This window comes from Amycolatopsis sp. VS8301801F10, from assembly GCF_046195355.1.
GTDB lineage: Bacteria > Actinomycetota > Actinomycetes > Mycobacteriales > Pseudonocardiaceae > Amycolatopsis.
Map to the genome: position 1 here is coordinate 7,976,945 of NZ_CP176065.1, position 20,906 is coordinate 7,997,850.

Consider the following 20,906-nt stretch of genomic DNA (forward strand, 5'->3'; position numbering starts at 1 on the left):
CCGGGCACCAGCCGTTCACCGCTGCCCCATAGCGTCCTGCCGAATCTTTCGAGCAGGTCAGGAGCAGGATGAACAGCACGAACCCGGGCGGCGTCGGCCGTCGCGGATTCCTCAAGCGCGCGGGGCTGGCCGGGGCCGTCGCGGCCGGGGCCCCGGTGCTGGCCCCGGGCCAGGCCGACGGCGCGGGCCTCGATCTGGGGCTCGACCTCGGGATCGATCTCGACTGGCTGTTCGGCCGCCGCTACCAGTGGGTCGTCGGCGATCACCACACGCACAGCCAGTACTCGTACGACGCGATGTACCCGATCGACCGGATCGCGGCCGGCGCGCGCGAGCACGGCGCGAAGTGGATCGTCTTCACTGATCACGGGCACGCGACGCACGAGAAGTCGTCGGTGGAACCGACCAGCCGCGACGTGCTGGCCGCGCAGCGGAGGCATCCGGATCTGCTGCTGTGGCAAGGCATGGAGTGGAACGTGCCGGGCGCGGAGCACGCCACGCTGTTCTTCCAGGCCGGGCGTGACCAGGCGAGCGTGCTGCGCGAGTTCGAGCGGAGTTTCGACTGGCGGCTGACCGGTTCCGAATCCTCCAGCCCAGAGCACGAAGCTTTGGCGCTCAAGGGCTTGCGGTGGCTCGCCGAACAGGAACGCAAGCGCCGGATCCACGCGCCGGTCGTGCTGATCAACCACCCGCTGCGCAACGGCCGGGTCTCGCCGCACGAACTGCGCGACTACCGCGACACCGCGCCCGGAATCGTGATCGGCATGGAAGGCGCGCCGGGTGCGCAGGCCGACGGATTCCCCCAGCCGCAAGGCAATGGCGGTGCGCGGGGCGGCTACGGCAACAGCCCCGGCGGGAACTCGTGGCCCGGTTTCCCGGCCGAGGCGTACCGCACGTTCGGCGGGTGGGACTGGACCGCCGCGAAGGTCGGCGGGCTCTGGGATTCCCTGCTGGCCGAAGGAAAACCGTGGTGGATCACCACGAACTCCGATTCGCACTACAACCGCGGCGACCGGCTCGTGCGCCCGTCGGTGCCGGACGGCTGGTACGAGCAGACCGGCAAGTACCCGGACCCGGTCGACAGCGGGGTCCCGCAATTGTCCGCGCCGTACGCGGATTTCTACCCCGGCGAGTTCAGCCGCACCGTGGTCGGGGTACGGCGGCCGGGCTTCGAGGGCGTGCTGGAAGGTCTGCGCGCGGGCCGGATTTGGCTGTCCCACGGCGGTTTGGTGCAGCAGCTGGAAGTCGGCGTCACCGGCGGCGGCGACTGCGCGACGTTCGGCGGACGCCTGCGTGTGCGCCGCGGCTCCACCGTGACGGTCGTCGTTTCGGCGGTGACCGCGTACCGGCCGAACGGGTCGGGTTCGGTGCCGCGGCTGGGCCGGCTGGACCTGATCTCGGGCCCGGTCACCGGCCCGGCGGCGGATCGCGACACGATGACCGCGCCGGGTACGCGAGTGGTGGAGTCGTTCACGCCTTCGCGCGGCTATGCGGGACGGCGGGTGACGTTCAAGCACACGTTCCGCAATGTGCGGGAGCCGTTCTACGTGCGGGTGCGCGGGACGGACGGGAAGCGGCACGTCGCGGGCGGGATCGAGCCCGCGATGGACGTGATCGGACAGGCTGATCCGTACGAAGACCTTTGGCTGTACGGGAATCCGACGTTCGTGGACGTCCGCTGAGTCGTGAGTGGCAATCCCGGTTAGAACCGGGATTGCCACTCACGAGGGCAGCTCTCGCGTCCGCCCCTCGCGACTGCACAGCACCGCCACGAGGCACAGCGCCAGCGCACCGATCCACACCGCGCCCAGCAACGTCGTCCCGCCGCCCTCGGCCAGCACGAGGCTGGTCGCGATCGCCGGGGTGAAGCCCGCCCACAGCGTCGAAGCCCCTTGGTAGCACAGGGAAGCCCCGGTGAACCGCACGCGCGTCGGGAACAGTTCGGCGAGGAAAGCCGCGTACGGGCCCAAGACGACTCCCTGGAGTCCCTGCCCGACCGCCACCGCGATGGCGTAGGCGAGCGCCGAACCGCTGCCGACCAGCCGCAGCATCGGGAAGGCGAACGCCATCATGGCGACGACCCCGGCGATCATCACCGGTTTGCGGCCGACCCGGTCCGACAGCCGGGCGCTGGCCACGGTCGCGGCGAACATGACGACCGCGGCCCAGGTCTTGGCGTTGAGCACGCCGGTGCGGCTGGCTCCGTGGTCCACCGCGAAGTTGACCGCCCACATCGTGGCGATGCCCATCATGGCGAACATGGCCAGCCCCGCGAACAGGCCGAGGACGACCTGGCGGGAGTATCCGGCGAACACCTCCGCCAGCGGCATCCGCCGCTTCTCGGCCTCGGCCTGGACCCGCCGGAAGAACGGGCTTTCCTCGACCGAGGACCGCACCCACAGCCCGATCCCGACCAGCACGATGCTGAGCAGGAACGGGATCCGCCATCCCCAGCTGAGGAAACTCCGGTCCGGCAGCAGGCTGGCGAGCGTGACCGCGCCGCTGGCCAGCACCGCGCCCGCCGGGCCGCCGAGGTTGGCGAAGCTCGCCGCGAACCCGCGTTTGGCGCCGGGCGCGTGTTCGAGCGCGATGGTCATCGCCCCGCCCCACTCGCCGCCGACGGCGAACCCCTGCAGCACCCGCAGCACGATCAGCGCCGCCGGGGCCGCCGCGCCGATCCGCGCGCTCGACGGGAGCAGGCCGATCATCGTGGTGGCGAGGCCCATCGTCAGCATCGACACCACGAGGACGCGTTTGCGGCCGATCCGGTCCCCAAAGTGCCCGAAGACGATTCCGCCGAGCGGGCGGGCCACGTAACCCGCGGCGAGCGTGCCGAACGACGCGAACGCCGCGAGCCCCGGTCCCAGCCCGGTGAAGAACACGTGCCCGAAGACGATCGCGGCGGCGGTCGCGTAGAGCACGAAATCGTAGAACTCGATGGCGCTGCCCAGAAAACTGGACAACAGGACCCGTCGCAAGTGACGGCTGCCGAGCTGGTCGGCGGGGACGCTGCCCGCGGTCGTTTCCTGAGGGGTCGTCATGATCACGCCTCGCCGACGGGCTGCGGGCGACGGACGCGCGCGAAACTGATCTCCTGCAGGTCGTCCGGCACCAAAACAGGCCCCGCGTAGGTGTCCCGCGCGGCGCGCCAGACCGACGGGTCGGCGTCGCCGGGGACGAGGTGGTGCAGCGCCAAGGCTCGCGCGCCCGCTTCGGCGGCCACCTGCCCGGCTTGCCGGGGCGAACTGTGCGACTTGTGGTGGTGCTGCTTCGCCGCCAGCGCGATGCGCGGGTCCTCGTCGAGATAGCTTCGCTCGACCCAGTCGAAGTCGATCGCTTCGTGCAGCAGCAGATCGGTGTCCTCGGCCAGCCGCACCAGGTTCGGGCAGTACGTCGTGTCGCCGGAGATCGTGACCGACCCCGCGCCGGTGTCGAACCGGAACGCGAACGCGGGCGCGACCGGCGGGTGCTGCACCAGCGTCGCGGTGACCCGCACCAGTTCGTCCTGGTAGATCTCGAACGGCTCCGCTGCCGGGCACGGGTTGTCGTTCGGGTGGTAGCCGAGGTGCTCGGGGACGGTGATGTCGCTGGCGGTGAAAAGGCTGAGCGGGGACGGCCGCAGCGAGTCGAGCATGCGGTCGGTCAGGTCCGTGCCGAAGGCCCGCAGCAGCGTCGTGACCAGCTCGGACGTGCCCGGCGTGGGATTGTCCGGGAACGCCGGGCCGGGCGCGGTCTCCGCCACCGGAGACACCGGCGGCAAGGCGCCCCGGTTGCCCGGCCCGAGGATCGAAACGGGCCGCTGACGCGGATTCCGCATGGCCATGAACCCGAACACGGTCAGCGCGGCCAGTTCGACCGTGTGGTCCGAGTGCAGGTGGGTCAGGAAGATGCCGCGCAGCGACGAGAGCGGGATGCCGGCCCGGCTCAGCTGTTCCCCGGCGCCTTGCCCGCAGTCGACCAAGTACGCCGCTTCGCCCACCACGACCGCGGTCGCGATGCCGGACCGGCGGCGGCCGGGGCCGGAGCCCCACCACCGCGGCCCGCCCGCGGTGCCGAGCGTGACGACGTACGGCTGGGCTGTCCCTGGGGTTGCTGGCTGCATTCAGACCTCCGCGTCGAGAACTTCGGCTCAGTATGGGAGGCTCGGAACCCGGCGAAAAGCCATAAAAGATACGGATCTTTTTAAGAAGAAGTGATGAAGGAACTCACCCTCCGGCAGCTCCAGTACTTCGTCGCCGTGGCGGAAAAGGGATCGATCAGCGACGCGGCGCGGGCCCTGCACGTCTCGCCCGGCGCCGTCTCGCAAGCGCTGACCGACCTCGAATCCAGCCTCGCCGTCCAGCTGACCTTGCGCAGGCGCGCCACCGGGGTAACTCTCACCCGCGCCGGACGGCTCGCCGCGGACCAGGCGCGCACGATCCTCGCCGAGACCGAACGGCTGCGCGACACCGCGCACGTCATGCGCGGAGAACTGGTCGGCACGCTGCGGATCGGCTGCTTCCCCACGCTGTCGCCGTGGATGCTGCCCGGCATCATCGCGCACTTCACGCGCGAACATCCCGCGCTGCGGCTGGAGATCGAGGAAGGCCCGTCCGACGAACTGCAAGAGCAACTCGCCGATGGCGACATCGACGCGTGCCTGCTGTATTCCGCCCATCTGCGCCCCGGACTGGACCACGTACGCCTCGCCCCGGTCCGGCTGCGCTTGATCCTGCCCGCGAACCACCGCCTCGCCGACCGCGACGAGATCGCCCTCGCGGAACTCAGCGACGAACCGGCCATCCTGACTTCCCTGCGCCCCGCCCGCGATCTGGTCGAAAACCTGATGCGGCACGCGGGCGTCGAACCGGTCGTCGGCTGGAGCATGGCCAACGTCGAGACCATCCGGGCCATGGTCGCGCGCGGGCTGGGCTATTCGGTGCTGATGGGCCGACCACACGGCGACCGGACTTACGACGGGCTGCCGCTGATCTACCGGCGGATCGCGGACGACCTGCCGGAGAACGCCGTGGTGCTCGCCCGCGTCCGGGGCGGCCGGACCACGGCCGCGCTGAAGGCGCTCACGGAGTTTTGCGTCCGCGAGTTCGGGGAGGCGGGCCGTCCGGTCCAATGAGGACTCCCGGCGGTCCGTCCATTGAGGACTGACCCGGCGGGCGGTCAGCGGTCGACGACCCGCCGAGGGGCCAGCAGGACCCGGCCGGGACAGGCAGTGGTCCTCGTCCGGCTCGCCCACTCGGTCCGGACCGAAGACAGCGTCGGCTGAGCCGCTACGCGGCGGGCAGCCGCACCGTCACCGCCAGCCCGCCCCCGACCACCGGCTCCGCGGACACCGTCCCGCCGTGGGCCTGCACCGCCGCCCGCACGATCGACAGCCCCAGCCCCGCGCCGGAACGCGCCGTCCGGGCCACCCCGGCACGGCGGAACGGCTGGAACAGCTCCGGCACCGCCGCCGGGTCCAGCAGCCCGCCCGACGAGCGCACCCGCAGCGTCGACCACTGCGCGCCCGGCTCGGTCGTCACCTCGATCCAGCCGCCGTCGACGTTGTGCCGCACCGCGTTCTCGACCAGGTTCCCGGCGATCCGTTCCAGCAGCGCCGGATCCCCGATCGCGGGCGACGGCTGCGTCGCGAAGTCCGCGCGCAGGCCCCGCTGTTCGGCCTCGCCCCGCACCGCGGACCACGCGCGTTCCACCAGCACCGTCAGGTCCACCAGTTCCCGCGTCGCGAGACCGGCTCCGTCGGTCCGGGCCAGCAGCAGCAGCGAATTCACCAGCTGTCCCGCCCGGTTCGTCGCGTCCAGCACGACCCCGGCCATCCGGCGGAATTCGGCCTCGTCGGCGTGTTCGTCGGACAGCGTCACGTCCAATTCCGTGCGGATCACCGACAGCGGGGTGCGCAGTTCATGGCTCGCGTTGGCCACGAAATGCCGCTGCGAATCGAAGGCGTCCTGCAGCCGGTCGAGCATGTCGTCGAACGTCCGGGCCAGCTCGGCCAGCTCGTCGCGCGAGCGGATCTCGCCGATGCGCTCCCCCATCGACTCGATCGACAGCCGCTGCGCCGTCCCGGTGATCTCGCGCAGCGGCCGCAGCACGCGCGAGGTGAACGTCCAGGCCAGGATCGCCGCCGCGGCCACCACGAAGAAGAACGCCAGCGAACCGAAGATCAGCACCCGGGTGACCGCGTGCGTGCGCAGATGCTGCGCGAGCGTGGACGCGTCCACGTCGTTCCCGTCGACCCGCACGATGGTGCCGGGCGGCATGTGCGGCACGGCGTCGACCGCGTCGCCGACGAGCGTCCACGCCAGCCACAGCAGCAGCAATCCCGCCGCGGCGACCAGGACGGTCGCCAGGACGGTGACGCGCACCCGCAGGCTGCGGGCACCGGGAAGCTTCACTCGGAACCGGCGACCGACACCCGGTAGCCCGAGCCGACCACGGTCTCGATGATGCCCGGTTCGCCGAGCTTCTTGCGCAGGGTCATCACGGTGACCCGGACCGTCGTGGTGAACGGGTCGGCGTTCTCGTCCCACACCCGTTCGAGCAGTTCCTCGCTGCTGACCACGGATCCGCCGGCGGACAGCAGCACCTCGAGCACGCCGAACTCCTTGCGGGTCAGCTCGACCGGCCCGCTCGCGCGCCGGACGGTGCGCTTGGCCGGGTCCAGCTCGACGTCGCCCGCGGTGAGCAGCGGCGGCGCGGCGGGCGTCGCGCGGCGGCCCAGCGCCCGCACGCGCGCGACCAACTCGGGGAAGGCGAACGGCTTGGCGAGATAGTCGTCCGCGCCCAGGGACAATCCGTCCACCCGATCGGACACCGAACTGCTCGCGGTCAGCATCAGCACGCGCGTCAGCTCGCCGGACGTCACGATCTCGCGGCACAGGTCGTCGCCGGACATCCCGGGCAGGTCGCGGTCGAGCAGCACCACGTCGTACCGCGTGACGGACGACTTCTCGTGCCCGTCGTCGCCGGTGAGCGCGATGTCGACGGCCATGCCCTCCCGCCGCAGCCCGCGGGCGATCGCGTCGGCCAACGGCTCTTCGTCTTCGACTACCAGAACTCGCACGAGACCACAATCCCACAGTTTCCTGAGAGCACCTGAGAGACCTGATTGGACACTCGCGTTCACCCCCACCGCAACGCGAACCACAGGCGCATCCGCGTTTCCGGGTCGGCCAGCTCGACGTCCAGCGCCCGTTCCACCTGCCCGATCCGGTGCCGCACGCTGTTGCGGTGCACGCCGAGTTCGGCCGCGGTGCGATCCCAGCTTCCGTGGTGCGCCAGCCACGTCCGCAGGGTCGGCACCAGCTCGCGGCCGTGCGCGCGGTCCAGTTCCCGCAGCGGGGCCAGCAGCCGTTCGGCGAACGCGCTCGCCGCGGCCGGCGGGATCAGCTCGTCGAAGCCGAGCGGGTCGGGGCTGGCGGCCAGCGGACGGGCCAGAGCGCGGGCGCGGGCGAGCAGCAGTTCGGTTTCCGCGACGGCGGCGGGCAGGTCCGCGGCGGGGTGCGGCGGGCTGGCGACCACGAGCCAGCCGTGGTCGAGGAGGCCGTCCAGGTCGCCGAGTTCGCGGGCGATGGCGTAGAAGCGGGGGCCGGGCAGGACTTGGACGAGCGGGGTGTCGAGGCGGGCGCGCAGCCAGTCCGGCCGCCGGGCGAGCGCGTCCGGGCCGCGCCGGTGGGCGATTCCGGCGACGAGCCGGGCCTGCTCGCTGCCGACGACTCCGGCGAGCGCGTCCGCGCCGGGACCGCCGAGCAGCAACGCGGTGGCCGCGGCCCCGAGTTCCGCGCTGTCCGATCCGGCGCGGCCGACGAGCCCCAGCAGCGCCGCACCGACGGCCAGGATCGCCCGGTCCCCGCTGTCGAACCGTTGCGCGCGGCCGACCACGACCAGGTGCGCGGCGGTCGCCTGCGGATAGACCGGCTGCGCGACCACGTGCGTTCCGTCCGGCAATTCGGTCGAGGCGATGCGGATTCCGGAGCGAGCGCGCAAGGTCGCGAGCAATTCCTTCACCGGCGACGGCAACGGCTGCGGCGCGTCGTAGCCCGCCGCCAGCACGTCCCCGGCCCCGACCATCGCGACCCACCCGTGCAACCGTCCGGCGAGTGCGGCGACCAACTCCCCCAGACCGCCGCCCGCAGCGCGCGTCAGCGCTTCGCGGCCTTCCGCCAGCCGCCGTTCTTCGTGTCGGCCTGCCTCGGCGAGCGCGACCGCGACGGCTCGGTTGATCGCCAGGAACGGCGTCGCGGGCGGAACAACCAGCAACGGCAGGCCGTGTTCCGCGCAGGCGTCGCGCAACGAGGACGGCAGGGTTTCCGAGACCGTCGGAGTGAGGCCGAAGCCGAGCGCGGTGACGCCCGCGTCGCGCAGCCGCCGGACGTACCGGTCGGCGTCCTTCGGCAGGTTCACGCCCGCGGTCAGCACCAGTTCGGCACCCACCAGGTACGGCGCGGGGTCGGCCAGTTCGCTCACGTGCGCCCACCGCACCGGCCGGTCGAGCGCGCCCGGGCGGAGCGTTTCGGGCACGACGTCGAGCGCCAGCTCCGGGTTGCCCGCGACGGTGCGTAGTGGAACTGTCACCTCCGCGGGCAACAGCACGTCCTGCTGGGTCATTTCAACCAATCTTCGGCAAAGTCCTGGATACATCGTCCCATGCCGCCGCGGGGTCGTCCGACCCTACGGTGTCCCGCAAGAACCCACCCCGTTTCAAGGAGGACCCGTGGGCGGCGACTATGCGGTGATCGCGCTGTACATCGCGGGCATGATCGGGGTCGGCTGGATCGGCCTCCGGCTGGCCAAGACGAAATCCGACTATCTGGTCGCCGGACGGCGGCTCGGCTGGTTCATGTACTCCGGCACGATGTCGGCGGTCGTGCTCGGCGGCGCGTCGACCGTCGGCGGCGTGAAGCTCGGCTACACCTACGGCATTTCCGGCGCGTGGCTGGTGATCACGATCGGCGCCGGGATCCTCGTGCTGCACGCGGTTTTCGCGCGGCGGCTGGTGAAACTGCGCGTCTACACCGTCGGCGAGATGCTCGACCTGCGCTACGGCGGCCGCGCGAGCGCGGTGTCCGGCGTGGTGATGTGGGGCTACACGCTGATGCTCACGGTCACCTCGACGCTGGCGTTCGCGTCGATCTTCAAGGTGCTGTTCTCGATCCCGAGCTGGGCCGGGATCGCGATCGGCGGGTCGATCGTGGTGCTGTACTCGGTGCTCGGCGGCATGTGGTCGATCACGCTGACCGACATCGCGCAGTTCGTGATCAAGACGATCGGCATCCTGTTCGTCCTGCTGCCGGTCGCGCTCGTCTCGGCGGGCGGCTTCGGCGGGATGGCCGAGAAGCTGGACGCGTCGTACTTCGAGTTCACCTCGATCGGCGGCGAGACGATCCTGACCTACTTCCTGATCTACACCTTCGGGTTGCTGATCGGGCAGGACATCTGGCAGCGCGTGTTCACCGCGCGCACGCCTCGCGTCGCGACCGGCGGCGGTGTCATCTCCGGCGTCTACTGCCTCGTCTACGGCATCGCGGGCGCGCTGATCGGTACGGCCGCGAAGGTGCTGTACCCGGATCTCGGGAGCGCACAGGACGCCTTCGCCACCATCGCCGAACGGCTGCTGCCCACCGGCGTACGCGGTCTCGTGCTGGCAGCGGCGCTCTCGGCACTGATGTCGACTTCGAGCGGCGCGCTCATCGCGTGCGCCACCACGACGACTTCGGATCTGTTGCGCAAGGTCGGCCTAAAGAGTGGCGAGGTCTTGCGTAACCGAGTGACGACACTTCTGCTGGGCATCGTGGCCATCGGGATCGCAATGCTCGTGGACGACGTCGTCAACGCGCTCACCATCGCGTACGACATCCTCGTCGGCGGCCTGCTCGTGACGATCATCGGCGCGCTGTTCTGGAAGCGCGGTACTCGCGAAGGCGCGTACGCGTCGATGGTGGCCGGCACGGTGTCCGTCATCGCCTTCATGTTCATCGACGGGGTCGCGGCCAACAGTCCGATTTATTGGGGCCTTGGCGTCAGCCTGGTCGTGTACGTCGGCGTCAGCCTCGCGACGCCGCGTACGCCGGACAGCATTCTTTCCGTGTGGACAAAACGTCTGCACGGTACCGAAGCCGCTGAAGATCTCAGCGCATCCGAAACCCGACAGGAGTTGACCCAGTGAGTGAACAGCGTCCGGTCGGCCCGCTCGACTCGTCGCAGATCCCGCGCTTCGCCGGCTTCGCGACCTTCGCGCGGCTGCCGCGGATCGACGAGGTGCCGAGTGCCGACGTAGCCGTGGTCGGCGTGCCGTTCGACTCCGGCGTGTCCTACCGTCCCGGCGCGCGGTTCGGTCCTTCGGCGCTGCGCGAGGCGAGCCGGCTGCTGCGGCCGTACCACCCGGGTCTGGACGTTTCGCCGTTCGCGGAGAAGCAGGTCGTGGACGCCGGGGACATCGCGGTCAACCCGTTCCACATCGGCGAAGCGATCGAGAAGCTGCAGCAGGAAGCCGAAGCGCTCACCGCGGGCGAGACGAAGCTGGTGACCGTCGGCGGTGACCACACCATCGCGCTCCCGCTGCTGCGTGCTGCGGCGAAGAAGCACGGTCCGGTTGCGCTGCTTCACTTCGACGCCCACCTCGACACCTGGGACACCTACTTCGGCGAGCCGTACACGCACGGCACGCCGTTCCGTCGCGCGGTCGAAGAAGGCATTCTCGACACCAGTGCCGTGTCGCACGTGGGCACGCGCGGTCCGCTGTACGGCAAGCGCGACCTCGAAGAGGACCGTCGCCTCGGCTTCGGCATCGTCACCTCCGGCGACGTACTGCGCCGCGGCATCGACGAGACCGTGGACGCGCTTCGCCAGCGCATTGGCGACCGTCCGCTGTACGTGTCTGTCGACATCGACGTGCTCGACCCCGCGCACGCGCCCGGCACCGGCACTCCCGAGGCGGGCGGCATGACCAGCCGCGAACTGCTGGAGATCCTGCGCGGCCTGCGCGGGCTCAACCTGGTCGGCGCGGACGTCGTGGAACTGGCCCCGGCCTACGACCACGCCGAGATCACCGCCGTCGCCGCTTCGCACGTCGCCTACGACCTGGTCAGCCTGCTGGCGCTGGGACGCGGCGCATGACCCGGATCGGCGGCGACGTTGTCGTAGAGACGCTGCGGGCGCTCGGTGCGGACACCGTGTTCGGCCTGCCCGGACAGCACGCGCTCGGCCTGTTCGAAGCGCTGCGCCGGGCCGAAGACCTGCGCGTGGTCAGCTCGCGGGTGGAGAACAATCTCGCCTTCGCCGCGGACGGCCACGCGCGCGCCCGGCTCGCCGCCGATCCGCACGGCCCGGTGCCGGTCACGCCGATGATCGTCTCGACCGGCCCCGGCGCGCTGCTCACGCTGGCGTCGCTGCAGGAATCGCGGGCGGCTTCGGTGCCGGTGCTCGGCATCTCGAGCCAGATCCCGGTCGCCGGGCTCGGCGGCGGACGGCACGGCTACCTGCACGAACTCACCGACCAGCAGGCGAGCTTCCGCGATGTCGTGAAGTCGGTGCACGTGGTCCGGTCGATCAGCCAGATCCCGACCGCGCTGCGCGAGGCGTGGGCATCCGCCGCCACCGCGCCGTACGGGCCGGTGTGGGTGGAAATCCCGCAGGACGTGCTGCTCGCCGACGCCACCCTGCCGCGGCTGACCTCGGTGACCGCGGCTCCGGCACCGCTCGAACCGTTACCGGAACTGGTCGCCGAAGCCGCGAAACTCCTTGAATCAGCGAAGAATCCGGTGATTCTCGCCGGTGGCGGCGCACTGCGCTCCGGGGCGCACGAGGAGCTTCGCCAGCTCGCCGAAACCCTGCGCGCGCCGGTGGTCTCGACGTTCGGCGGCAAGGGCGTTTTCGCCTGGGACCACGAGCTGTCCGCGCAATCGTGGCTGGAAGACTGGCACACCACGGAATTCCTCTCCGCCGCCGACGTCCTGCTGGTGCTCGGCTCGGGATTGGGCGAGCTGTCCAGCAACTACCGCGAGTTCGCGCCGCGCGGCCGGATCGTGCAGGTGGAAGCGGATCTCGGGAAACTAGAGTCGAATTACCCGGCGCTGGCGCTGCACGCCGACGTCCGGCACACGCTCCGCGCGCTGCTGGACCAGCTCACGCCGCGTACTCCGGACGGACGGGCCGAAGCCGCGGTGAAGGATCTGCTCGCCCGCGTCGAGTCCAGATTGGACAGTCAGCCGCTCGCACTGGAACGGAAGCTGATCGACGACCTCCGCGCCGCGCTTCCCGAAGGCACGCAAACCTTCTGGGACATGACCATCGCGGCCTACTGGGCGTGGTCCGCGTGGAATCCGGACGGCGCGCCGATCCACACCGCGCAGGGTGCGGGCGGCCTCGGCTACGGCCTTCCCGGCGCGCTCGGCGCCGCTGCCGCGGGGGTGCGATCGCTGGCCGTCTCCGGCGACGGCGGCGCGATGTACGGACTGGCCGAACTGGCCACCGCGGTACAGCACCAGCTGGACGTGACCTGGCTGGTGATCGACGACGGCGGCTACGGCATCCTGCGCGAATACCTCACCGGCGCGTTCGGCCAGACCACCGCGACCGAACTGCCGCGACCGGATTTCGTCGCGCTCGCCGAATCGTTCGGCGTCCCCGCCCGAAAGACCACTGTGGACACTGTCCGCACCGATCTCGCCGACGCGCTGCGCACCCCCGGCCCGTCGGTCGTCGTGCTTCCCGCGCTGCTGAAGATGTTCGCCCCAACCCATTTGGAGCACTCGTGACCCACATCCGCAACTTCGTCGGCGGCGCTCTGGTCGACACCCCCGACAGCGAGGCCACCCTCGAACTGACCAACCCGGCCACCGGCAAGGCCTTCGGCACCAGTGTCGTCTCCCGGCGGAACGAAATCGACCTCGCGATGGAATCGGCGGCGCGCGCGTTCCAGTCGTGGCGACGCAGCACGCCCGCGCAGCGCCAGGAAGCCCTCCTCAAGATCGCCGACGCGCTCGAAGCCCGCGCGGAGGAGTTCGCCGACGCCGAGGTCCGCGAGACCGGCAAGGTCCGTTCGGTCATGCTGGACGAGGAAATCCCGGAATGCGTGAGCACGCTGCGGTTCTTCGCCGGCGCCGCGCGGCAGCTCGAAGGCACCGGCGCGGGCGAGTATCTGGCCGGGCACACGTCGGTGATCCGCCGCGAGCCGATCGGCGTGTGCGCGCAGATCGCGCCGTGGAACTACCCGCTGATGATGGCCGTCTGGAAGATCGGCCCGGCGCTCGCCGCGGGCAACACCGTGGTGCTCAAGCCCGCCGAAACCACGCCGTCCACCGCGGTGCTGCTCGCCGAAACCGCGGCGGAATTCCTGCCGCCGGGCGTGTTCAACGTGCTGTGCGGCGACCGGGAAACCGGCCGCGCGCTGGTCCGGCACCCGCACACCGACCTGGTGTCCATCACCGGCTCGACGCGCGCCGGCATCGACGTGGCCACCGTCGCCGCGGCCGATCTCAAGCGCACCCACCTGGAACTGGGCGGCAACGCTCCCCTGCTGGTCTTCCCGGACACCGACCTCGCCGACACCGCCGAGCGGATCGCCGACGCCGCGTTCTACAACGCCGGACAGGACTGCACCGCGGGCAGCCGCGTGCTGGTGCACGAGAGCATCCACGACGAATTCGTTGCCGCACTGACGAAAACGGCCGCCAACCGCCGGCCGGACGTCGACTACGGACCGCTCAACAGCCGCGCCCAGCTCGACCGCGTGCTCGGCCTGCTGGAGCGGCTGCCGTCGCACGCGCGTGTCGAAACCGGCGGCACCGCACCCGGACCGGGCTTCCAGCTCGCGCCGACCGTCGTGTCCGGCCTCCGCCAGGACGACGAACTGGTCCAAGAGGAGATCTTCGCGCCGGTGATCACCGTCCAGCCGTTCGCGGACGAGGCGGAAGCGCTGGAACTGGCCAACGGCGTCCCGTACGGGCTGGCTTCTTCGGTCTGGACGAACGACGTCGGCCGCGTCGCCCGGGCGTCGCGCGACCTCGATTTCGGCTGCGTGTGGGTGAACACGCACGGCCCGCTGACCGCCGAGATGCCGCACGGCGGGTTCGGGCATTCCGGGCACGGCAAGGACCTCTCGGCGTATTCATTCGCCGAGTACACCCGCGTCAAGCACGTGATGACGAGGTTCGAGTGATGAGCGACAAAGTCACCGAGGTCGAACAGCACGGCATCGCGCCGATCCCGCCCGCGGAACAGACCTCGCGCCCGCGCGACCTCTTCCGGCTGGCGTTCGGCGGGGCCAACACGTTCGCCACGATCATCCTCGGCACCCTGCCGATCGCGTACGGGCTGAGCTTCTGGGCCGCCCTCGCCGCGACCGTCGTGGGCGTGGTGCTCGGCGCGCTCGTGCTGTCTCCGATGGCCTTGTTCGGCCCGGTCACGCGGACCAACAACGCGGTTTCGTCCGGCGCGCACTTCGGCGTGGTCGGCCGGTGCGTCGGCTCGTTCCTCTCACTGCTCACCGCGATCACCTTCTTCGCGATCTCGGTGTGGGTGAGCGGCGACGCGGTAGCCGGTGCGGCACAACGGCTTTTCGGCATCGACGGCGGCCCCGTCCTGCGCGCGGTCGCCTATGGCGTGATCGCGATCGCCGTGCTCGTCGTGTGCATTTACGGCTACCGCTTCATGCTGCTGGTCAACCGCGTCGCGGTCACGCTGGGCACGCTCATCATGCTGGTCGGGATTTTCGCCTACGGCGGTTCGTTCGACCCGTCGTTCGCCGGCAGCGGCACCTTCGCCCTCGGCGGCTTCTGGCCGACGTGGATCCTCGCCGTGCTGACCGTGATGGCGAACCCGATCTCGTTCGGCGCGTTCCTCGGCGACTGGTCGCGCTACATCCCCGCCACCCACTCGCGCCGCTCGCTGCTGGCCGCGCCGTTCCTCGCGCAACTGGCGACGCTGCTGCCGTTCGGCTTCGGCATCGCGACCGCGACCCTGGTCGCCGACCCGGCCGACTACGTCACCGGCCTGACCGCGATTTCCCCGCTCTGGTACGCGATCCCGCTGATCGTGGTCGCGCTGATCGGCGGATTGTCCACCGGCACCACCGCGCTGTACGGCACCGGACTGGACTTCAGCTCGATCTTCCCCCGGCTGTCCCGCGTGCGGGCGACCCTGCTGATCGGGACGCTGAGCGTGCTGTTCATCTTCGTCGGCAATTTCGTGCTCGACATGGTGTCCAGCATCAACGCGTTCGCGACGCTGATCGTGCTGTGCACGTCCCCGTGGATGGTGATCATGATGATCGGCTACGTGCAACGCCGCGGCTACTACGACCCGGCCGACCTGCAGGTGTTCAACGAGGGCCGCACCGGCGGCCGGTACTGGTTCCACCGCGGCGTCAACTGGCGCGCGATGGCGGCCTGGATCCCGGCCACCGGACTGGGCCTGCTGTGCGCGAACACGCCGATGATCACCGGCCCGCTGGCGGATGTCGCGGGCGGGGTGGACCTCAGCCTGGTGGTGACGCTCTGCACGGCCGCGGTGGCGTATCCGGTGCTGGTGAAGGTGTTTCCGGAACCGCGGGAAGTGTTCGGGCCTGCTTCGGTCACCGCTGCGGAAGCGGTGGCCGCCGAAGCGTGAGCGGGCGGCTCCATTGAGCCGACAGGATCGTGTCCGCCAGCGCCGCCGCCGAACCCCGGGCCGTTCCGCGGTGGCTCAGCACGAAGGTCACCGAACCCGGGTCGGGCAGTCCCGCGACCGGGACGAGCCCGTCCGGGACCACGGAGGCCGCGAACAGGCCGACCCCCAGCCGGGCTTCGAGTGCGACCCGCAGGCCGTTGAGCCGTTCGCTGACGCAGCCGATCCGCCACTGGACGCCGCCCCGGCGCAACGCGTTCAGCGCGCGGGCCCGGGTGACGCTCGGCTCCGGGTACAGCACGAGCGGCACCGGCTCGCCGGGAACCAGTTCGAGCCCGGGCGAGCCCACCCACACGAGCGGATCACGGCGCACGCCCTGTCCGGAATCGCGTTTGGCGAGCACCAGGTCGAGGTCTCCGTCGGCGAGCCGGGAGTGCAGCACCTCGCTCAGCTCGACCGACAGTTCGAGGTCGATCCCCGGATGCGCGCCGCGGAACCGGTCGAGGACGTCCGCGGCGTGGCCGAGCAGGAAGTCCTCGCACACCCCGAACCGGACCCGCCCACGCGGGCCCGGCCGGGAGAAGTACCGCAGCGCGCGGTCCTGCTGGTCGAGGATGCCGCGGGCGAAGCCGGTCATCGTCTCGCCGTCGCCGGTGAGGCGCACGCGGTGCGTGTCGCGCTCGAACAGCACGCAGCCGAGCGCCGTTTCGAGGCGGCGGACGTGCTGGCTCACCGTCGACTGCCCGAGATCCAGCCGGCGGGCGGCTTCGGAGAACCCGCCCGCCTCCGCCACGGCGAGAAAAGTGCGCAGCAGCACCGGATCGATCACTACTCCGGAGTACCACTCTCGGTACCCGACCGGGTACGAGGTGTGGGCGCCGCCACTACCGGCGGCGCGTGATCACCACCGGCTTGAGGTCCTTCGGAACCGCGGCGAACGCGGACGCCGGAACCCCGAACGAGGCGGCGAGAACCTCCCTCGGCAGCGAGTTCAGCGTCCCGACGATGCCGATGTCGTCGTTCGGCTCCGCGGCGCTGGTGTTGAACATGACGAGCACGTCAAGGCCTTCGGTGGCGCTGGAATTCGCGAAATAATGGAAGAATCCCTGCGGGGCGAAGACGAGATCGCCGGGCCCGGCGCGGAAAACGTCATTGTGGTAACTGCCGTCGGCGTGCGTGCCGAGAATGCTCCAGTCCGCGGTGCCGGAAATGATGTAGTTCAGCTCCCACGCGGACGGATGCCAGTGCGGTTCGCGCAGGCCGCCGGGGTCGAGGTGCACCAGGTACACCGAACCCTGCTGACCGGCCAGCATCGGGAAGGTCTGCTCGTTGGCCCCGCGCAGCGTCCCGCCGTCGTAGACCGCGGGTTTCGACTTGGCGAGCGGGAAGAGGTGAGCCGGTTTCGCCGGAGTGCTCGCCCCCGCCGGCGCGGCCGCCCCGAACGCGGTCGCCGCGGCGATTCCCGCGCCCGCCCCAAGCGCACCGCGCCTGCTGATTTCCGACATTCTTTCCGCCTTTCCCAGAAACCGAGGAAGATCTGCTTCCCCTGATTCTTCCGGGAATCCGGAAACCGGAAAGGGCCCGGCCCGGATCACTGCTATCGCGCGCCGCGATGAGCGAACGGGCCCCAGAGAGACGAAATGGCGGGCCCAGCTCCGGGACCCGCCATTCACACTCTCCGTCGCGTGATTCAGGCGCGCGGCTTCTCCCCCGCGGTCTCCTCCACGTCGGAGCCCAGCCGTCCCGAGGCCCACTCCGTGATCCGCCGCGCCACGTCCTGGGCGGTCAGGCCGATCCGGTCCAGCACCTCGGCGCGCGTCCCGTGTTCGTGGAACGCCTGCGGAACCGCGAGGTCGCGCAGCGGGACATCGCACTCCGCGTCCCGCAGCACCGCCGCCAGCGCCGAGCCGAAACCGCCGTGGCGGCCGCTGTCTTCGACGGTCACCACGAGTTTGTGCTGCTCTGCCAAGGCGACCAGCTCCGCGGGCACCGGGACCACCCAGCGCGGGTCGGCGACCGTCACGCCGATGCCCTGGTCCGCCAACCGGTCCGCGGCCGACAGCGCCAGCTGCGCGAACGGGCCCACCGCGACCAGCAGCACGTCCGTCGAACCCGAGGGCCGGCGCAGCAGGTCGACCGTGCCGATGCGTTCGACCGCGGGCACGTCCGGGCCGACGCTGCCCTTCGAGAAACGCAGCGCGGTCGGGCCGTCCTGCACCGCGACCGCCTCGCGCAGTTCTTCGCGCAGGGTCCCCGGGTCGCGCGGCGCGGCCACGCGCATGCCCGGCACCATGCCCAGCAGCGACAGGTCCCACATGCCGTGGTGGCTCGGGCCGTCCGGACCGGTGATGCCCGCACGGTCCAGCACGAACGTCACCGGCTGGCGGTGCAGCGCGACGTCCATCAGCACCTGGTCGAACGCCCGGTTCAGGAACGTCGAGTACAGCGCGACGACCGGGTGGCAGCCGCCCATCGCGAGGCCCGCCGCGGACGTCACCGCGTGCTGTTCGGCGATGCCGACGTCGAACCAGCGGTCCGGGAAGCGCTCGGAGAACTTCTCCAGGCCGGTCGAGCGCAGCATCGCGGCGGTGATCGCCACGACGTCCTCGCGCTCCTCGCCGATCTTCGCCAACTCGTCGCCGAACACGCCGGTCCAGCTGGGGCCCTTCACCGGCGGCAGGCCGGTCTCCGGGTCGATCGGGTCGGTCTGGTGCATCTGGTCGGCCTGGTGGTTCACCGCGGGCGCGTAGCCGTGGCCCTTCTCGGTGACCACGTGCACGATCACCGAGCCGCCGAACGCCCGCGCGCTCTGGAACGCCTTCTCCAGCGCGACCAGGTCGTGCCCGTCGACCGGGCCGAGGTACTTCAGCCCGAGGTCGGAGAACATCACCTGCGGGCTCAGCGCGTCCTTGATGCCCGCCTTGGCCGCGTGCAGCGCGGCGTAGATCGGCTTGCCCACCACCGGGGTGCTGCGCAGCAGTTCGCGGCCGCCGTCCAGCAGCCGCTCGTAGCCCGGCTGCAGCCGCAGCGACGCGAGGTGGTCGGCCATCCCGCCGATGGTCGGCGAGTACGACCGGCCGTTGTCGTTGACCACGATCACGACCGGGCGGTCCTTGCGCCCGGCGATGTTGTTGAGCGCCTCCCAGCACATGCCGCCGGTGAGCGCGCCGTCGCCGACCACCGCGACCGCGTGCCTGCGCGGGCCGCCGGACAGCTCGAACGCCTTCGCCATTCCGTCCACATAGGACAGCGCGGCGGACGCGTGGCTGTTCTCGACCAGGTCGTGCTCGCTCTCGCTGCGGCACGGGTACCCGGCGGGCCCGCCCTGCTGGCGCAGCTTGTCGAAATCGCCGTGCCGCCCGGTGACGATCTTGTGCACGTACGCCTGGTGCCCGACGTCCCACACGATCGCGTCGCGCGGGGAATCGAATACCCGGTGCAGCGCCAGGGTCAGCTCGACGACGCCCAGGTTGGGGCCGAGGTGCCCGCCGCTGCGGCGGACCTTGTCCACGAGGAAGTCCCTGATCTCGGCCGCCAGCTCCCCGAGGTCCTCGACGCTCATGCGCTTCAGGTCCGCCGGTCCGTGCACCGAGTCCAGCATGGTCACCGCTCCACCCCGTCCGTTTCTTCCTCCGCCGGTTCCGGCCAGTCTACGGACGGCCGCCACCGGGGACCGGCCGCCCGCGTCCCGGATCACAACCGCGGGCGGAACGCAACTCCACGAGCGGGGAAGATCACGAGGCCGGTCGGTCAAGTCGCGGTCACCCCGCGTGGCCGTGATAATCCCGGACGGACCCCGAGCTCGAGAGGACCCCATGGCGGACTTGTACATCGGCGGCGAATGGGTGGACGCGCGCGCAGGAGGGCGACGCGAGATCCGGTGCCCCGCGGACGGCAGCCTCGTCGCCGAGGTCGCCGAAGCGACCGCGGAGGACACCGAGGCCGCCATCGCCGCGGCCCGCCGGGCGTTCGACACCGGACCCTGGCCGGCTACCCCCGCGGCCGAGCGCGGAAACCTGCTGCTGCGCACGGCCGACCTGCTCGACCGCGACGCGGAGCAATTCGCCCGCGCCGAATCGCTCGACACCGGCAAACGCCTGGTGGAGAGCCGCTACGACATGAGCGACATCGCGGCGTGCCTGCGGTATTTCGGCAAGCTCGCGGGCAACGAGGCGGGCCGCGTCGTGGACACCGGCAGTCCCGATTCGTTCAGCCGGATCGTGCACGAACCGGTCGGCGTCTGCGGCCTGATCACCCCGTGGAACTACCCGCTGCTGCAGACGGTGTGGAAGATCGCCCCGGCCCTGGCCGCGGGCAACACGTTCGTGCTGAAACCGAGCGAGCTGACCCCGCACACCTCGATCCTGTTCATGCGCCTGCTGGCCGAGGCCGGGCTGCCCGGCGGCGTCGCGAACCTGGTGCTCGGCGCGGGCCCGACGGCCGGCGCGCCGCTGTCGGAGCATCCGGACGTCGATCTCGTGTCGTTCACCGGCGGTTTGGCCACCGGTCGGGTGATTGCGGCGAACGCCGCGGCGACGGTGAAGAAGGTCGCGCTCGAACTCGGCGGCAAGAACCCGAACGTCGTGTTCGCCGACGCGGATTTCGAGACCGCCGTCGACTACGCGCTGACCGCGGTGTTCCTGCACTCCGGCCAGGTCTGCTCGGCCGGCGCGCGGCTGATCGTCCAGCGGGAATGGCACGACGAGTTCGTCGACGAACTCGTGCGGCGCGCCGAGCGGATCCGCCTCGGCGGTCCGTTCGACGAGAACGCCGAGACCGGGCCGCTCATCTCCGCCGCGCACCGCGAGAAGGTCGAGCGCTACGTCGCCACCGCGATCGAGGAGGGCGCGGTCCTGCGCACCGGCGGGAAGCGTCCGGACGACCCGGCTCTGCAGGACGGCTTCTACTACCTGCCGACCATCCTCGACAACGTGAAGCAGGGCAGCACCGCCGTCGTCGAGGAGTCGTTCGGGCCGGTGCTGACCGTCGAGACGTTCACCGACGAGGACGACGCGGTCCGCATCGCCAACGACACCCACTACGGCCTGGCCGGCGGCGTGTTCACCCAGGACGCCGCCCGCGCCCAGCGCGTCGCGAACCGGCTCCGGCACGGCACGGTGTGGATCAACGACTACCACCCGTACCTGCCGCAGGCCGAATGGGGCGGCTACAAGCAGTCCGGGTTCGGCCGCGAACTCGGCCCGACCGGGCTGGCCGAATACACCGAGGTCAAGCACATCCACCAGAACCTCAAGCCCGGCCCCCAGCACTGGTTCTCCGGCTGATCCCCCTCCCCCACCGAAAGG

General features: G+C 70.9%; 16 protein-coding genes. 8 read left to right on the top strand and 8 right to left on the bottom strand.

The window, feature by feature from the left end:
• The first annotated feature begins 68 nt into the window (after positions 1–68).
• Positions 69–1,682: a PHP domain-containing protein gene (locus F9C11_RS36545; RefSeq protein WP_409181909.1), complete on the top strand. Its 1,614-nt coding sequence runs from the start codon at positions 69–71 to the stop codon at positions 1,680–1,682.
• A gap of 39 nt (positions 1,683–1,721) precedes the next feature.
• On the opposite strand, the gene F9C11_RS36550 is transcribed toward F9C11_RS36545, so the two are convergent.
• Together F9C11_RS36550 and F9C11_RS36555 are read right to left on the bottom strand one after the other, a co-directional pair.
• Complete coding sequence (locus tag F9C11_RS36550) at positions 1,722–3,041, bottom strand: MFS transporter (protein WP_409181910.1); 1,320 nt, start codon at positions 3,039–3,041, stop codon at positions 1,722–1,724.
• A 2-nt stretch (positions 3,042–3,043) separates the two neighbouring features.
• Positions 3,044–4,102 carry an MBL fold metallo-hydrolase gene (locus tag F9C11_RS36555; RefSeq protein ID WP_409181911.1) on the bottom strand — a complete coding sequence of 353 codons (1,059 nt, stop codon included), beginning with the start codon at positions 4,100–4,102 and terminating at the stop codon, positions 3,044–3,046.
• Between the two features lie 93 nt (positions 4,103–4,195).
• Between F9C11_RS36555 and F9C11_RS36560 the strand changes: the two genes are divergently transcribed.
• Complete coding sequence (locus tag F9C11_RS36560) at positions 4,196–5,113, top strand: LysR substrate-binding domain-containing protein (protein ID WP_409181912.1); 918 nt, start codon at positions 4,196–4,198, stop codon at positions 5,111–5,113.
• A 154-nt stretch (positions 5,114–5,267) separates the two neighbouring features.
• Here F9C11_RS36560 and F9C11_RS36565 read toward each other — a convergent pair whose 3' ends face one another.
• Genes F9C11_RS36565 through F9C11_RS36575 form a run of 3 tightly spaced genes read right to left on the bottom strand, consistent with a single transcriptional unit; the run spans position 5,268 to position 8,604 of the window.
• Positions 5,268–6,392: a sensor histidine kinase gene (locus F9C11_RS36565; RefSeq protein ID WP_409181913.1), complete on the bottom strand. Its 1,125-nt coding sequence runs from the start codon at positions 6,390–6,392 to the stop codon at positions 5,268–5,270.
• On the bottom strand, positions 6,389–7,060 hold the full coding sequence (locus F9C11_RS36570) for a response regulator transcription factor (RefSeq protein WP_009075614.1): 672 nt from the start codon (positions 7,058–7,060) through the stop codon (positions 6,389–6,391). Before F9C11_RS36570 ends, F9C11_RS36565 begins: the two co-directional genes overlap by 4 nt.
• Positions 7,061–7,119: 59 nt before the next feature.
• The gene (locus tag F9C11_RS36575; RefSeq protein ID WP_409181914.1) at positions 7,120–8,604 is read right to left on the bottom strand and encodes a PucR family transcriptional regulator; all 1,485 of its coding nucleotides are present in this window, start codon (positions 8,602–8,604) and stop codon (positions 7,120–7,122) included.
• A 106-nt stretch (positions 8,605–8,710) separates the two neighbouring features.
• Between F9C11_RS36575 and F9C11_RS36580 the strand changes: the two genes are divergently transcribed.
• Genes F9C11_RS36580 through F9C11_RS36600 form a run of 5 tightly spaced genes read left to right on the top strand, consistent with a single transcriptional unit; the run spans position 8,711 to position 15,603 of the window.
• A complete protein-coding gene (locus F9C11_RS36580) occupies positions 8,711–10,162 on the top strand; it encodes a sodium:solute symporter (protein WP_409181915.1) in 1,452 nt (483 codons plus the stop codon).
• On the top strand, positions 10,159–11,112 hold the full coding sequence (gene speB, locus F9C11_RS36585) for an agmatinase (protein WP_037357511.1): 954 nt from the start codon (positions 10,159–10,161) through the stop codon (positions 11,110–11,112). The genes F9C11_RS36580 and speB overlap by 4 nt, the downstream gene beginning before the upstream one ends.
• Positions 11,109–12,752 carry a thiamine pyrophosphate-binding protein gene (locus tag F9C11_RS36590; RefSeq protein ID WP_409181916.1) on the top strand — a complete coding sequence of 548 codons (1,644 nt, stop codon included), beginning with the start codon at positions 11,109–11,111 and terminating at the stop codon, positions 12,750–12,752. The genes speB and F9C11_RS36590 overlap by 4 nt, the downstream gene beginning before the upstream one ends.
• Entirely contained in the window at positions 12,749–14,155 is a 1,407-nt protein-coding gene (locus F9C11_RS36595; protein WP_409181917.1) for an aminobutyraldehyde dehydrogenase, read from the top strand. Before F9C11_RS36590 ends, F9C11_RS36595 begins: the two co-directional genes overlap by 4 nt.
• On the top strand, positions 14,155–15,603 hold the full coding sequence (locus F9C11_RS36600; RefSeq protein ID WP_409181918.1) for a purine-cytosine permease family protein: 1,449 nt from the start codon (positions 14,155–14,157) through the stop codon (positions 15,601–15,603). Before F9C11_RS36595 ends, F9C11_RS36600 begins: the two co-directional genes overlap by 1 nt.
• Here the strand turns inward: F9C11_RS36600 and F9C11_RS36605 are convergent.
• From F9C11_RS36605 to dxs, 3 genes are all read right to left on the bottom strand, one after another.
• A complete protein-coding gene (locus tag F9C11_RS36605; protein ID WP_409181919.1) occupies positions 15,569–16,429 on the bottom strand; it encodes a LysR family transcriptional regulator in 861 nt (286 codons plus the stop codon). The two genes, F9C11_RS36600 and F9C11_RS36605, sit on opposite strands and share 35 nt — an antisense overlap.
• A gap of 55 nt (positions 16,430–16,484) precedes the next feature.
• The gene (locus F9C11_RS36610; RefSeq protein ID WP_409181920.1) at positions 16,485–17,105 is read right to left on the bottom strand and encodes a cupin domain-containing protein; all 621 of its coding nucleotides are present in this window, start codon (positions 17,103–17,105) and stop codon (positions 16,485–16,487) included.
• 185 nt (positions 17,106–17,290) lie between these two features.
• Entirely contained in the window at positions 17,291–19,207 is a 1,917-nt protein-coding gene (gene dxs / locus F9C11_RS36615; RefSeq protein WP_409181921.1) for a 1-deoxy-D-xylulose-5-phosphate synthase, read from the bottom strand.
• Between the two features lie 208 nt (positions 19,208–19,415).
• On the opposite strand from dxs, the gene F9C11_RS36620 reads away from it, so the two are divergent.
• Entirely contained in the window at positions 19,416–20,885 is a 1,470-nt protein-coding gene (locus F9C11_RS36620) for an aldehyde dehydrogenase family protein (protein WP_409181922.1), read from the top strand.
• The last annotated feature ends 21 nt before the right edge of the window (positions 20,886–20,906 follow it).